This is a genomic window from Pseudonocardia humida (assembly GCF_023898865.1).
Lineage (GTDB): Bacteria > Actinomycetota > Actinomycetes > Mycobacteriales > Pseudonocardiaceae > Pseudonocardia > Pseudonocardia humida.
The window spans coordinates 23650-37614 of record NZ_JAGSOV010000053.1; the positions used below are offsets into that span (position 1 = coordinate 23650).

The 13965-nt window shown below is 75.8% G+C and carries 10 protein-coding genes and 1 pseudogene; 7 read left to right on the top strand and 4 right to left on the bottom strand.

All coding sequences use genetic code 11. The annotated features are described in order from the left end of the window. Positions 1–14: 14 nt before the first annotated feature. Positions 15–257, top strand: a complete 243-nt coding sequence (locus tag KDL28_RS24900) for a hypothetical protein (RefSeq protein WP_252442031.1) — start codon at positions 15–17, stop codon at positions 255–257. Between the two features lie 34 nt (positions 258–291). Here KDL28_RS24900 and KDL28_RS24905 read toward each other — a convergent pair. From KDL28_RS24905 to KDL28_RS24925, 3 genes and pseudogenes are all read right to left on the bottom strand, one after another. Next, positions 292–492 (bottom strand): annotated as a pseudogene (locus KDL28_RS24905) (DUF559 domain-containing protein); the annotation flags it as partial. Positions 493–1088: 596 nt separating this feature from the next. Then, the gene (locus tag KDL28_RS41150) at positions 1089–4190 is read right to left on the bottom strand and encodes a tetratricopeptide repeat protein (RefSeq protein ID WP_308216058.1); all 3102 of its coding nucleotides are present in this window, start codon (positions 4188–4190) and stop codon (positions 1089–1091) included. A gap of 226 nt (positions 4191–4416) precedes the next feature. Continuing rightward, positions 4417–4575, bottom strand: coding sequence for a hypothetical protein (locus KDL28_RS24925; RefSeq protein ID WP_252442035.1), 159 nt, complete (start codon positions 4573–4575; stop codon positions 4417–4419). A 462-nt stretch (positions 4576–5037) separates the two neighbouring features. Here KDL28_RS24925 and KDL28_RS24930 point away from each other — a divergent pair, with 462 nt between their 5' ends. Then, positions 5038–5439 carry a hypothetical protein gene (locus tag KDL28_RS24930; RefSeq protein WP_252442038.1) on the top strand — a complete coding sequence of 134 codons (402 nt, stop codon included), beginning with the start codon at positions 5038–5040 and terminating at the stop codon, positions 5437–5439. A gap of 6 nt (positions 5440–5445) precedes the next feature. On the opposite strand, the gene KDL28_RS24935 is transcribed toward KDL28_RS24930, so the two are convergent. Further along, positions 5446–6354 carry a helix-turn-helix domain-containing protein gene (locus tag KDL28_RS24935; RefSeq protein ID WP_252442040.1) on the bottom strand — a complete coding sequence of 303 codons (909 nt, stop codon included), beginning with the start codon at positions 6352–6354 and terminating at the stop codon, positions 5446–5448. Positions 6355–6444: 90 nt separating this feature from the next. On the opposite strand from KDL28_RS24935, the gene KDL28_RS24940 reads away from it, so the two are divergent. From KDL28_RS24940 to KDL28_RS24960, 5 genes are all read left to right on the top strand, one after another. Next, a complete protein-coding gene (locus tag KDL28_RS24940) occupies positions 6445–7410 on the top strand; it encodes an alpha/beta hydrolase (RefSeq protein WP_252442042.1) in 966 nt (321 codons plus the stop codon). 42 nt (positions 7411–7452) lie between these two features. Further along, complete coding sequence (locus tag KDL28_RS24945; RefSeq protein WP_252442044.1) at positions 7453–10590, top strand: hypothetical protein; 3138 nt, start codon at positions 7453–7455, stop codon at positions 10588–10590. Positions 10591–10803: 213 nt separating this feature from the next. Then, complete coding sequence (locus KDL28_RS24950) at positions 10804–11451, top strand: TetR/AcrR family transcriptional regulator (protein ID WP_252442045.1); 648 nt, start codon at positions 10804–10806, stop codon at positions 11449–11451. Beyond that, positions 11448–12314 carry an LLM class F420-dependent oxidoreductase gene (locus tag KDL28_RS24955; protein ID WP_252442047.1) on the top strand — a complete coding sequence of 289 codons (867 nt, stop codon included), beginning with the start codon at positions 11448–11450 and terminating at the stop codon, positions 12312–12314. The genes KDL28_RS24950 and KDL28_RS24955 overlap by 4 nt, the downstream gene beginning before the upstream one ends. A gap of 304 nt (positions 12315–12618) precedes the next feature. Further along, positions 12619–13962 carry a UDP-glucose dehydrogenase family protein gene (locus KDL28_RS24960; RefSeq protein WP_252442049.1) on the top strand — a complete coding sequence of 448 codons (1344 nt, stop codon included), beginning with the start codon at positions 12619–12621 and terminating at the stop codon, positions 13960–13962. The last annotated feature ends 3 nt before the right edge of the window (positions 13963–13965 follow it).

Genomic DNA, 13965 nt, shown 5'->3' on the forward strand with positions numbered 1-13965 from the left:
AGCAGGTGTGGGCGGTGCATGTGCTGAAGGACGCCGGGGCGACGTTCGCCGAGGCGGTGTTCCCGGACCAGGCGCGGGCCGAGAAGTACGCGGGCGCGCGCAGCACCGACATCGGGGTGCGGGGGACGGCGGTCACCCGGTTCACGGTGGGGGAGCTGGGGACGCGCTCGACGATCAACTGGTTCGTCGACGACGCGTCGTGCGACGGGCGGATCCTGGCCGCCCGGTCGCGGCGCAGGGCGGTGGTGGAGGGGTGAAGGGCTCTGGGTACATCCGCCGCCCCTGCGCGGCTCACGTCCCCCGATCGGTGTGGGCCAGGGCGCGGGTCAGGGCGGCGCGGATCTCGGCGACCACCTCGGTGGGATGCTGAGTGAGGTCGTGCCAGGTGAACCGCAGCGGTAGCCAGCCCTCCCGCCCCAGGGCGTTCTGCTTGCGGCGGTCGGCGCGGAAGTGCTCGACGTCCTGGTGCCACGCCCAGCCGTCCACATCGACGGCGACGCGGGCCGCCGGGAAGGGCGAGGTCGATGCGCCACGGCCCGCAGGGGAAGCCGAGCGTCCAGCCCTCGGGCAGCAGGATCGTGGTCTCCAGCGCGGTCAGCGCCACCCCGGTGACGGGCAGGCCGCGGACGCGCACGACGTCGTCGGCGGGCAGGTCGCGACGTCGGATCCGCACCCCGGGGGCGCGGTCGCGGCTTGTGCCGGTGCGGGACGGTCACCTCGACCGGGATCGCGAGCCGGGGCAGCACGCCGTGGCAGAACGCCGACCGCCCCGACACGGCGGCGCACCCTCCGGTCGACAGCCATGCCGCCCACACCCGTGCAGCGTCGGTGAGCCGGTTTCCGCCGACCAGGTGGACGGCCGGGTGCAGCCGGGTCCAGCGCCCGTCGCGGCCCGGCGCTGCACCACGTCGGCCGACAGGCCGCACGCGACGGCCTGGGCCAGGGTGACCACCCGGCCTGCCGCTCCAGGATCCGCTCCGGCCGCACGCCCGGGAGCATGCTCCCGCCGACCCCCGCCACGGGCCCGATCCGCGGATCTGGGGACACGAGCCGCGTCAGCGCGGCTCACGTCCCCCAACTGGTGGCGGTCAGGACACCTGGGAGTGCTCCCGGCCCGACGCCGCGCCGCGCAGGTGGTCGAGGCCGCCGTGGGGGGCGAGGGCGTCGAGCCAGCGCAGGACCGCCGCCACCGCGCCACCGGCGGAGGTGAGGGCTCGGGCGGCGCGGAAGTCGGTGGCGGCTTCGGCGGTGTGGCCGGGGTCGCCGAGGGCGGCGAGGGCGGCGTGGGCCAGCGCGCGGACGTCGAGGACGCCGAACTCGGGAGCGTCGGGGCTGCGGCGCAGCCGGTCGTCGGCGAGGCTGATCGCGGCGCGGAAGTACTGGCGGGCGGCGTCGGTCTGGCCGAGGTGCATCTGCACGGCGCCGGTCAGCAGCGAGACCTCGGGCTGGGCGGGCGGGTAGGGGTGGCGGGCGGCGCCTGCGCCGACCTTCGCGGCGGCCAGCACCTCGCCCGCGGCGAGGTGCAGGCGGGCCAGGTGGATGCGGGCCTGGGTCTGCACCTGGCCGAAGCCCGCGGCGTCGGCGACCTCGATGGCCTGCTGGTGGTCGTCGGCGGCTTCGGCGGTGCGGCCGAGGGCGAGGTGGCAGTCGCCGAGGAGGTCGAGGCAGGCGGCGCGCAGGCGCAGGTCGCCGATCTCGGCGGCGATGGCGAACGCGCGCTCGGCCAGGTCGAGGGCGTCGGCGGGGTCGTCGAGCAGGAGCCTGCCGACGGCCAGGTCGCCCAGGGCGACGGCCTCGTCCTCGCGGTCGCCGACGGCGCGGCTGATGTCGAGGGCGCGCTGGTGCAGGGCGACGGCGTCGTCGATGCGGCCGGTGTCGAGCCGGCACGCCCCCAGCAGCCGCGAGTGCCGGGCCTCGGCCCACTGGTCGCCCGCCTCGCGGGAGAGCTCCAGCCCGCGTTCGAGCAGCCCGACGGCGTCGGCGTGGTCGCCCGCGGTGGCCAGCGTGCGGCCCAGGGTGGCCAGGGTGTCGATCTGCGACCAGGTGTCGCCCAGCGCGTCCTGCACGTCCAGGGCCTGGTGCAGGAGCCGGGTGGCCTCGTCGGGGCGGCCCAGCTCGGTGTGGCACCAGGCCAGGTCGACGCGGGCGGCGGCCGCGGCGAGGCGGTTGCCCGTCTCGGAGTGCAGGGTCAGCGCGCGCTCGTGCAGCCGCAGGGCGCGGGGGAGGTCGCCCAGGTCGGCGTGGCAGTGGCCGAGGTGGCTCAGCTCCTCGGCCTCGCCCGCGGTGTCCGACATCCGGCTGTAGATCACCGCGGCGCGCTCGTGCAGCTCGGCGGCGCGGTTGGGCTGGCCGAGCCCGGCGAAGGCCGACCCGAGCGCGGACACGCACCACGCGTTGATCCACTGCTCGCCGATCCGCTCGCGCAGCCGGTCGAGCAGGCTGGCGGTGAGCCGGTGGTGGCCCCAGGAGCGCAGTTCGGCCACCGCGCCCCGCATCAGCAGCAGCGCGGCCTCGTCGACGGCGCCGTTGGCCCAGTGCAGCTCGAACTCGGCCAGCTGCGGGGCCAGGTCGTCGATCGACGACCACTGCTCGTACGGCGTCGAGACCGCGGCCAGCAGGTCGGCGGCGAGCTGCCACATCGCGTTGCGGCTGACCGGCAGCGGGTCGGCGTCGACGTCGCTGGGGTAGCCGACGGGGACGCCGTCGAGGGCGCGCTCGCGGTCGGCGGGGCGCAGCGCGTACCGCCCGTCGACGCGCAGCAGCAGCCCGCGCTCGTGCAGCCGGGCCAGGACCGGCTCGCTGTCGGGGTAGTCGTGGTAGTGGCGCAGGACGTGGTCGACGGCCGCGGCCGGGACCGGCACCGGGAACGCCGCCAGCGCCGCGACGACGTGCCGGTCGAGCAGGACGAGGTGCGCGAAGGCCAGGTCGGACAGCACGTCGACGGCGTCGCCGCGCTCGTCGAGCGGCTCGGGCACGCCGATCCGGTCGAACGCGCCCTCCGCGTGCTGGGCCACGGCCCCGCGGTGCGCCTGGTCGAGCAGGTCGGGCAGGGAGTCCTTGCCGTCGGCGAGGACCGCGGCCAGCAGCTCCAGCGCCCGCGGGTTGCCCCCGGCGCGGGCCAGCTCGCCCGGGGCCGCGTCGCGCAGGCCCAGCTCGCCGTGCGGGTCGTGGTCGCGCAGCACGGCGATCGCGTCGGGGACCGACAGCTCGGCCAGGTCGATGCGGCGCTGGGCGCCGGGGTCACGTCCCAGCAGCCCGCCGGGGGGCACCCGGGAGGTGGCCACGATCGTGACCCGGTGCGCGGGCGCGGACACCAGCGCGCGCAGCGCCTCGGCCAGCGCGGCGTCCAGGGTGCCGCCCGCCTCGCCCAGCAGGCGCTCGGCGCCGTCGATCAGGACGACGACCGGCTCGGGCGGGAGTGCCTCCAGGACCGCGCGGATCATCGCGGTCGGCGTCTCCTGCGGGTTGCGGTGCCGCCCGGCCAGCCGGGCCGCGGCGTCGTCGGGCAGCAGCCGGCACAGCCCCCGGAACAGCCGCGGGTAGCCCAGCGGGAGCTCGCTGGGCGGGCCGAGGTGCACCACGCCGAGCCGCTCCGGGCCCGGCCAGCCCCGCAGCAGGTGGCAGGCCAGCGCCGTCTTCCCGATCCCGCTCGGCCCGATGACCGTCACCAGGCGCACGTCGGTGGAGCGCACGTGCCCGACCAGCTCGGCCAGCTCGGCGTCGCGGCCGCGCAGCGCGTCGGGCGGGGTCATCGGGGCGGCGCCGACGGCGAGCAGGCGCGGGTGGTCGAGCACGGCGAGCCGGTCGGCGATCTCGCGCACCGCCGCCTCGGCGTTGCCGGAGGGGTCGGCGGAGATGTCGACGACCTGGCGGGACGGGATGCCGGCGGGCACCCGGGCCGACCGGTCGACCAGGAGCGCGATCACCGGCCGGCCGAACATGGTGGCCAGCCCCAGCTCCTGCACGCTCGGCGAGCCGGTGCGCACACCGGGGGTGACGACGAGCAGGAACGCCCGGCAGGTGCGGATGGCGTCGTCGATGTCGGGGCCGGGCCCGGGCTCGGCGTCGGCGGGGCGACCGCCGCGGACCAGCGAGTACGACGGCAGGCCCGCGCGCAGGTGCCGGGCCAGCTCGTCGACGAGCACCCCGGCGTCGGCCCGCGAGAAGCTGACGACGATATGGCCACCCACGCGCAAACCCCCAGGACAGCTCACCCGCGACCGGGGGCGCGCGCCCCCGAGGTGATCAACCAGTGCCGTACGACGAGGTCACGATGGTCGCAGAGGCGCGCCGTGCTGTGCGGACCCGAGCGCCGGAGGGTGCCGCACAGTCGGTGGCCGGGCTCCGGGCGCGGCGGACGGCACCGGACCCCGGCGCGCGCGGGCGCACCGGGGTCCGTCGGTGCAGGTGGTCCGGTCAGAGCCGCAGCTCGGCGACGACACCGGCCGGAAGGGTTCCGCTGAGCGGCGGCTTCTGGGTCCGCACGAGGAAGAGCGCGGTGGCGAGTACGACGAGCAGGGCGGCGGCCACGGCCAGCACCACCGCGGCGCGGGGTGGTCGGTCCTCGGGTCCCATGCGTGGATCCCCTCCTGAAGTGCGGCGACGAGAGGAGCATCCGTCGCGGCGGGGGTCGTGGACCATCACCGACGGGGGCAGTCGACGCCCGCGGGGGACGCTGTGATCCCTTACCGTGCGGGAAGGGTCCGGACCGTGCGGACCCGGCCCGCTCCGGCGCACGGGCGGCCGGTCCCCCCAGGTCGCTGGACCACCACACATGGTGCTGGACGCGACCCGCGCGATCGACGAACGGCCGTAAGGATCGGGTCCCGCCGGTCATTTTCTCGGGCAGGCAGGACGAGACCCGAGGGGGTTCAGTGCCGGATGACCCAGTGCCGGGGAGAAGTGGTCGAACGACGACCGCGTCGAGCGCACCGTGTACAGCGACCCGGACGAGGGCTCGGAGACCGACTTCGGCGACCTGGCGGTCCCGGGCGGCTCGCGCTGCCCACCGACCCCGCCGCGCTGGAGGACGTCCTGGTGTCCAGCGGCAGGAACCCCCTGCGAACGCCCAGCCTGTACGACGGGATGGAGGGCCTCTGGTCCGGTCAGGCGGTCGAGCCGTCGGTCCGGGCGGCCCGGCTGCGGCTGCTGGACTCGAAGCCGGAGGTGCGCGTGGTCGGCCCGACGACTGACCGCCTCGGCCGGCCGGGACCGGCGGTCACGGTGACGGAGACGGGGGAGTTCCGCGGCGACCCCGTGCAGGGCAGGGCCGGGGTCGTCGAGCACGAACTGGTCTTCGACCAGCGCACCGGCGGCCTGCTGGCCCACGAGCCCGTCCTGCTCGACGGAGGCGAGCACGCCGGGCCCCGGCCGCTGTCGCTGGGCCACGAGATGCTGACGGCGACCAGGGTCGGCTCCACCGACGAGCGCCCCAGGTAGGAGCGCTCACGACCCCCGGACGGCACTGGGCGGGCAGCCGTACTGGCGGCGGAAGGCCCGCCCGAACGCGGCCTGGTCGGCGAAGCCCCAGCGGTGGGCGATCTCGGCGATCGTCGTCCCCGGCCCGCTGCGGCCGAGCTCGGCGCGGGCCCTGGCCAGCCTGCGGCGCCGGATGTAGCCGCTGACCGTCTCGCCGCGGCGCTCGAACAGCTGGTAGAGGGCTCGCAGCGAGACGGCGTGCGCGGCCGCGACCGCCTGCGGGCGCAGGTCGGGGTCGGTCAGGTGCTCCTCGATGTGGTCGCGGACCCGTTCCCAGCGCAGCCGCTCGGCGCCGTCCGGGGCGTCGTCGGGCAGGGCCGCGGACAGCAGTTCCAGGGCGGCGGTGGCGGCCGCGGCGGCGGTCGGTCCGGTCAGGTCGCCGAGCCCGGCCACCGCGCCGAGGTGCTCGACGAGCAGCCGGTTGGCCGGGCCGTCCAGCACGGTGAGGTGCTCCCCCGCCCGGGTGGCCAACCGGGAGCGGGGGACCAGCAGGGTCCGCTTGCGCAGCGCGCCGGGCACCGCGAACCGGATCGGCCGGGTGCTGCTCCACAGCAGCGACCGGCCGGCGCGCAGCACGACGCGGCGGCCGTCCTGCTCGACGTGCTCGTGGCCGTCGAGCACCATCAGCACCCCGAGGTGCTCCTCGGGGGTGCGGCCGATCTCGGCCCGGCCGCGGCGCCCGGAGCAGGCGGTGGTGGTGCAGTCGACCAGGCGCAACCCGTCGAGGGTGCGCTCGGTGACCGTCGCGGCGGCGCGCGGATCGGCGTCGCGGTCGACGTCGAGGTCCCACGGCAGGTGGGTGCGGTCGATGGCGTGCCGCAGGGCGTCCACGCGTTCGGCCGCCGGCCACTGCGCCAGCGTCCAGGTGTCGGCCACGTCGTGCTCCCCACGTCGGGACCGTCGCAGTATCGGGCGCCGCCCCGACCTTGTCCACGACGTGCACGGACGGCCCGGGCGGGTGCACGGATGGTCAAGACGGCGCTCTCCCGGCGGGGCAGCGTGGGCGCACACCACGAGGAGGTCGGCATGCGCGAGGACGTCGAGTTCGCCACCGAGGACGGGGTCACCCTGCGGGGCTGGCTGTACCGGCCCGACGAGGGCGGCGGGCCGTTCCCGGTGATCGTCATGGCGCACGGGTTCTCCGCGACGAAGGAGATGCACCTCGACGACTTCGCCGAGTACTTCGCCGCGGGCGGGTTCGCCGTGCTCGTCTACGACAACCGCAACCTCGGCGCCAGCGACGGCGAGCCGCGCGGCGAGATCGACCCGTGGCGCCAGGTCCGCGACTACCGCGACGCGATCACCTGGGTGTCCGCGCGGCCCGACGTCGACGCGGCGCGGGTCGGGATCTGGGGGTCGAGCTACAGCGGCGGGCACGTGCTGGTCGTGGCCGCGCAGGACCGGCGGGTGCGGTGCGTGGTCTCCCAGGTGCCGCTGATCAGCGGGTACGACAACGCGCGGCGGCTGGTGCGGGCCGACCACCTGGCCGGGCTGCGCGAGGCGTTCGACGCCGACCGCGCCGCCCGCTACCGCGGCGAGGCGCCGGGGATGATCCAGGTCTGCTGGGTCGACGACCCGTCCGAGCCGTGCGCGCTGCCCACCCAGGACACCCGCGACTTCTTCCTCGGCCCCATCCAGGAGAAGGCCACCACCTGGCGCAACGAGGTGACGCTGCGCTCGGTGGAGATGTTCACCGAGTACGAGCCCGGCGACTACCTGCCGCGCATCACCCCGACGCCGTTGATGATGGTGGTCGCCGCGCAGGACCACCTGACCGTCTCCGACCTGAGCCTGGCCGCCTACGGGCGGGCGCACGAGCCCAAGCGGCTGCTGGTGCTGCCCGTCGGGCACTTCCAGGCCTACGTCGGGGAGGCGTTCCGGGTCTCGGCGCCCGCCCAGCGGGAGTGGTTCCTCACCCACCTGGGGAAGTGACCCCTCCACCGCACGCGACCTCACCCTCGGTAGCGTCGCCGGGTGCAGGAGGCTCTCGTCCGCGCGGCCGGGTGGCTGGCCGGGCGCCCCCACCGCGCCGCACTCGGGTACGTGCTGGCGCTGCTGGCCGGCGGGCTGCTGTTGATGCTCCGCCAGATCGACGCCGTGCTGGGGCGGATGAGCGCCATCGGCGACGGTGTCCGCGCCGACGCGCTGGCCTTCCCGTGGGCGCCGGACACCATCGCCCGCTACGCGCGGGCGTGGGACGCCTACGAGGGGCGGGCGATGCCCGGCACCGGGGTGGTGGCGGACGTCGACGTGCTGCACGGCCGGATGGTCGGGCTCGACCTGGCCTTCGTCGCGACCTACGTGCCGCTGCTGGCGATGGCGCTCGGGCTGCTGCTGCGCTGGGCCGACGCGCGGTTCGAGCAGCCGCTGGAGCCGGTTCCCGACGCCGTGGCGGCGCGGCCGTTCCTCGCGGCCCTGCGCGAGGACGCCGCCGACGAGGCGCGCCGGTTGTGGCGGCTGGTGACCGGCCGCGGCCCCGCCGACGGCGACCCCGCCGACCCCGCCGCCGACCCCGACCCGCACCGGCCGATCGACCGGCGGCGGTTCGACGCGGCCCGGGTGCGGATGCTGCGGTGGGCGGTCTGCGCGCTGGCGGTGCTGGCCGTCGTCGACCTCGCCGAGCACGTGCTGCTGCACCTCCGCTACGTCGTGATGGACGCCGACGACACCCGGTTCGACCCGGTGCTCTCCGGGGTGACCTGGGTGAAGACGCTGGCGTTCGCCGTCGTGGTCGGGCCGGCGGCGGTGGCCGCGGCGTCGGCGCTGCGGGTGTCGCGGCCCCTGCGCGGGGCGCTGGCCGGGGCGCGCGGCGTGGTCGTCGTGGTCGGGCTGCTGGTCGTGCTGCTGGTGCTGCTGCCGATGGGCGCCGCCCAGATCGACGACGTCGTGCGGGCCTGGGGCGGGCAGCAGGCGCTGGTCGCGGTGCTGGCCACGGTGGCCGCGGCGCTGGTCGTCGTCGGCGCGGTGCGCGAGCTGACCAGCGACACCCCGGAGTGCCTGCGCCCCTACGAGGGCCGCGACCCGCAGCCCCTGCTGCTGCTGGTCGGGGTCGGGCTGGCCGCCGTCGGGACGGTGGTGTGGCTGGTCACCGGGGCGTGGGGGCTGCTGGTGCCGGCCGGGACGGCGCTGGGCGTGTTCGTGCTCGGCGCCGTGGTCGACCGCCCCGCCGCCGACGGCGCGAACGCGCCCGGCGCCCGGGCGCACCACCACGAACCCGACGCGGACGACGACCGGGAGGCCCAGCGCGTCGCCGGGCACGGGCGCCGGCTCGCCCACCTGCTCGGGGCCGGGGTCTGCCTGGTCACCGCCTGGACGGTGGCCCGCGCCTCCACCTACGACGTGCTGGTGCGGCCGGGCCCGTCGGGCTCGCTGTGGGTGCTGGCCCCGGCGGCCACCGCGGCCGCGCTGACCGGGCTGGTGCTCGCCGTCGGGTCGCGGCGGGTGCGCTGGCCGCGGCCGCTGTGGGTCGTGCCGGGCGTGCTCGCGTTCGGCGTCCTCTGGACCACCATGATCGGCCGGGACGCGACCGCCGTCGCGCTGCCCACCTGGATCGGCAGCCTCGGCGTCGTGATGGTCGGCGTCGCCGCGGCCTGCGCGATCCTGGCGCTGCTGGTCATGCTGGTGCGCCGCAGCGGGGTCGACCGCTACGCGCTGGTCCCGCTGTTCCGGCTGGTCGGGTTGCGCCGGTTCCCGGTGATCGCGCTGCTGCTGGTGTGGGGGCTGGTGGTCGCCCAGCTCGACGGCGGCGGCTTCCACGACGTGCGCCGCGACCGCGGCGAGACCCGCGCCGCGCCCAACCTGCTCGACGCCTACACCGACTGGCGCGGCTCCGGCACCGGCACCGGCGGCGGCGCCCGCCCGCTCGTCGTCGTGGCCGCCCAGGGCGGCGGCATCCGGGCCGCGACCTGGACTGCGCTGGTCATGGAGTGCCTGTTCGGGCCGACCGAGGTCGAGCCCGGCTGCCCCGGCGGCCCCGGCCGGCGGCTGCCCGTGCTCATCGCCAGCGGCGCCTCCGGCGGCAGCGTCGGGCTGGCCGCATGGAGCGCCCGCCGCCTCGACCTGGCCGAGTCCGCACCCGCCCCGCCCATCGACCGCGTGCTGCCCGCCGACCACCTCGCCCCCGACCTGGCCCGCCTGCTCAGCGGCGACGCCCTCTACCAGCTGCTCGCCCACGACCTGCCCGACCGCGCCGAGATGCTCGAACGCAGCTGGGAGCTGGCCTGGGACGAGCCGGACGACAGCGGGCTCAACCGCGGGCTGCGGGAGTCGTGGGAGCTGGCCAACTCCGCGGGGCGCTGGGAGATGCCCGTGCTCGCGTTCACCGGCACCCAGGTCGAGGACGGCTGCCGGTTCGTGGCCGGCCCCGTCGACCTGTGGCTGCCCGGCCCGACCGGCGCCACCACCGACGCCCCCGACGACGTCCGCTGCGGCGCCGCCTCCGCAGGCGCCGTCGACGCGCTGCCCCGCACCACCGAGCTGGTCGACTACCTGTGCGCCGACGAGGACGTGCCGATGTCGGCGGCCGCGCACCTGTCGTCGCGGTTCCCGTACGTCTCCCCGAGCGCCCGGATCGCCGCGGGCGACTGCGCCGACCGCGCCGGCCTGCTGCCCGCCGGCTCGACCACCTTCCTCACCGACGGCGGGCTGGCCGACAACTCCGGCGCGGCCACCGCCGTGCAGCTGTGGCGGGCCCTGCAGCCCGTCGTCGCCGAGGACGAGGGCGCCGGCTGCGTCGTGCCGATCTTCGTGCAGATCGACAACACCCCCGACGTCGAACCCGACGACGCCGGCACCCGACCGCCGGTGGAGCTCACCGCGCCGCTGTCGGCGCTGTTCGGCCAGATCGGCGGGCGCGAGGAGATGGAGCGCGAGGAGGCCCGCACCGCGTTCGCCGAGGTCCGCACCGCGGGCGGCGAGCCGGTGCCGGGCGGATCCGGCCCGTCCTACGTGCGGATCGCCCCGTCGGTGCAGCCCGGCGCCGAGGCGCCGCTGGGCTGGGCGCTCTCGCCGTCGACGGTGCGGGACATGCGCGCGCAGCTGACGACCGGGACGAACGCCGCCGAGATCGACCGCCTCCGCGGGCTCCTGGACGGGCTCACCTGCCCCTCCTGACCGCGACGGCACCAGCGCTCCTCGCCGCGACGGCGCCCGCCCGGGTTCAGGAAAGCCACGATGCCGCCCTGTGGGTTCCGGAACGTGGCGCCGGCTCCGACGATCAGCATGTCCGTCATGGTGGCTCCGCGTTCAATGAATGCTTGTTCACTGAATCGTCTTTCGCTGCAAGGCCCTGCTAGCGTCCGGTCAACAGCGACGGCGGGAGGGCGGATGGCCACGGCCGGGGTGCGCCGGGCGCAGCGGGAGGAGACCGGGGCGGCGCTCAAGCGGGCCGCCGTGCGGGTGTTCGACCGGGTCGGCTACCTCAACGCCAAGATCACCGACATCACCGCGGAGGCCGGCCGCGCGGCCGGCTCCTTCTACTCCCACTTCCCGAACAAGGAGGCGCTGCTCGAAGCCCTGCTGACCGACGTGCTGGCCGGCAGCGACGAGCCCGCCGCCGACCCGGCGCACAGCGGCGACTTCACCGACCGCGAGGCGGTGCGCTACCACGTCGCCGGCTACTGGGCCTTCTTCCGCCGCAACCGCCCGGCGATGGTCGCGCTGCAGCAGGCCGCGACCGTCGACGAGCGGTTCGCCCGGCGCATGCGCGACATGCTCGAACCCGACCTGCACCACCTCGCCGAGCACCTGGAGCAGGCCCGCGCCAACGGCGCCGCGCTGCCCGGCGACCCGCTGGTGGTGACCACCGCGATGACCGCGCTGATGTCCGGCTTCGCCCAGTTCTGGCTGGTCCAGGGCTGGGCCGGGCGCGAGATCGACGACGACGAGGCCGTCGACACCCTCACCTCGTTCATCTTCTCCGGCATCGGCGGCACCCCCGTCCCGCCACCGGGGCGACCAAGGAGGAGCCCGTGAAGATCGGCCTGCACCTGGCGGACCTCACCTACCCGAGCGGACCGGCCGGCCTGGCCGACGACCTCACCCGGATCGCCGCCGCGGCCGAGGACGCCGGGTTCGCCCGGATCAGCGTGATGGACCACGTCTGGCAGATCGCCAACCACGGCCCGCCCGAGCACGACATGCTGGAGGCCTACACGACGCTGGGCTTCCTGGCCGCCCGCACCAGCCGCGTCGACCTCGTCGCCTGGGTCACCGCGACCACCTACCGCGTCCCCGGGCTGCTGGCCAAGCTGGTCAGCACCCTCGACGTGCTCTCCGGCGGCCGGGCCTGGCTCGGTATCGGCGCCGGCTGGAACGCCGAGGAGTCCGCCGGCCTCGGCCTGCCGTTCCCACCGCTGGCCGAGCGCTTCGAGCGCCTGGAGGAGACCCTGCAGATCTGCCGGCTGATGTGGAGCGGCTCCGAGGAGCCCTACCGCGGCACCCACTACTCGCTGGAGCGCACGCTCAACGCCCCCCAGCCGCTGCGCCGCCCGCCGATCCTCATCGGCGGCGGCGGCGAGCAGAAGACCCTGCGCCTGGTCGCCCGCTACGCCGACGCGTGCAACGTCTTCGCCCGCGACGACGTCGCCCGCAAGCTCGACGTGCTGCGCGCGCACTGCGAGACCGAGGGCCGCGACTACGACGAGATCGAGAAGACCGCGCAGATGGTGCTCGACGTGGGGGAGAAGGGCGAGAAGGTCGACGAGTTCCTGGCGGAGCTGCGCCGGCTGGCCGGGCTGGGGATCCAGGCGGTGCAGGGCAAGGTGCCGGACGTGTGGGACCCCGCGCGGATCGCGGTGTTCGCGCGGGAGGTCATCCCGGCCGCGGCGGAGTTGTAGGGGCTCGATGGGGGTGGCCGTCTCCGGTGGACCCGCGGTGACCGGAAGGGCAGGAGCACCTGCTTCCGTCGTTGCACCGATCGACACCCGCGACATGAACCTCATGGGGCTCTTCCACGCTCCCGAGCCCCATCACCTACATCTCGCGCCCGAACCGGGCGAACCGGAAGCCGAACCCCAACCCGCCCGCTGATCGTAAGCGGGCGTTCATCCGTTCACCCACGTCCTCGCGGCGCAGCCTCGGGAAGCTCCCAGCGCACGGCCGATCGGTCGAGAACCTCGGAGCAGCGGAGGGTCGTCCTCGATGTTCGTACGTCGAATCGCCGTGGTCGGGACCGGTTACGTCGGTCTCACGACAGGCGCCTGCCTCGCCTCGCTCGGGCACCGGGTGGTGTGCGCCGACGTCGACCCGGCCAAGATCGACAGGCTGCGCGACGGGGAGATCGGCATCCGCGAGGACGGCCTGGCCGACCTCGTCGTCGAGGGGATGGCGGCCGGGCGGCTGTCGTTCGTCGTCGGGGCCTCGGCCGCGCTGGAGGAGCTGGCCCGCGAAGGCGACCCGGTCGAGGTGGTGTTCCTGTGCGTGCCGACCCCGATGGGCGTCGGCGGCGTCGCCGACCTCGGCGCCGTGGAGGCCGTGCTGGAGGAGACCCGCGCCGCGCTCCCGCGCGGGGCCGTGGTCGTCACCAAGTCGACCGTGCCCGTCGGTACCGCAGAGCGCACCGCCGAGCTGCTCGGCCGCGACGACGTCGGCATCGTCAGCAACCCGGAGTTCCTGCGCGAGGGCACCGCGGTGCACGACTTCCTCAACCCCGACCGGGTCGTCGTCGGGTCGAGCCAGCAGGACGCCGCCGAGCGCGTCGCCGCCCTGTACTCCCGCCTGGGCGCGCCGACCGTGCTGACCGACGCGACCAGCGCCGAGATGATCAAGTACTCGGCCAACTGCTTCCTGGCGATGAAGCTGTCCTACGTCAACGCCATCGCCGAGCTGTGCGAGCGCCTCGACGCCGACATCGCCGACGTCACCGAGGGCATCGGCTACGACCGGCGCATCGGCCAGGCGTTCCTGGCCCCCGGCCCCGGCTGGGGCGGGTCGTGCCTGCCCAAGGACACCCACGCCCTGCTGCAGGTGGCCGACGCGGCCGACTTCGAGTTCCGGCTGCTGCGGGCCACCATCGACACCAACGACCGCCAGCGGCAGCGGATGGTCGACAAGATCCGCACCATGGTCACCGGCAAGCGCGGCGGCTCGCTGAGCAGGCGGAAGCTGGCCCTGTTCGGGCTGACCTTCAAGGCCGGCACCGACGACCTGCGCGACTCGCCCGCCCTGGGCGTGGCCGCGCTGCTCAAGCAGGCCGGCGCCGAGCTCGTGGGCTACGACCCCGGCGTCGTGGGGAGCGGCGCGAGCATCGACGCGAACCTGGTCACCGTGGTCGACGACCCGTACCTGGCGGCCAAGGACGTCGCGGCGATCGTGATCCTCACCGAGTGGCCCGAGTTCCGCCAGCTCGACTGGCGGCGCCTGGCCGGGCTGTCGGCCGGGGCGTGCGTCGTCGACACCCGCAACCTGCTCGACCCCGACGTGCTCGACCGGGCCGGCCTGACCTGGGCAGGCGTCGGCCGCAGCGCCCGCACCCCCGCCTCCTGACGG

Coding starts and splice junctions, on each gene's coding strand:
- KDL28_RS24925 (WP_252442035.1), bottom strand. CDS start 4,575: ATGGGACCCGAGGACCGACCACCCCGCGCCGCGGTGGTGCTGGCCGTG.
- KDL28_RS24940 (WP_252442042.1), top strand. CDS start 6,445: ATGGTCAAGACGGCGCTCTCCCGGCGGGGCAGCGTGGGCGCACACCAC.
- KDL28_RS24950 (WP_252442045.1), top strand. CDS start 10,804: ATGGCCACGGCCGGGGTGCGCCGGGCGCAGCGGGAGGAGACCGGGGCG.
- KDL28_RS24960 (WP_252442049.1), top strand. CDS start 12,619: ATGTTCGTACGTCGAATCGCCGTGGTCGGGACCGGTTACGTCGGTCTC.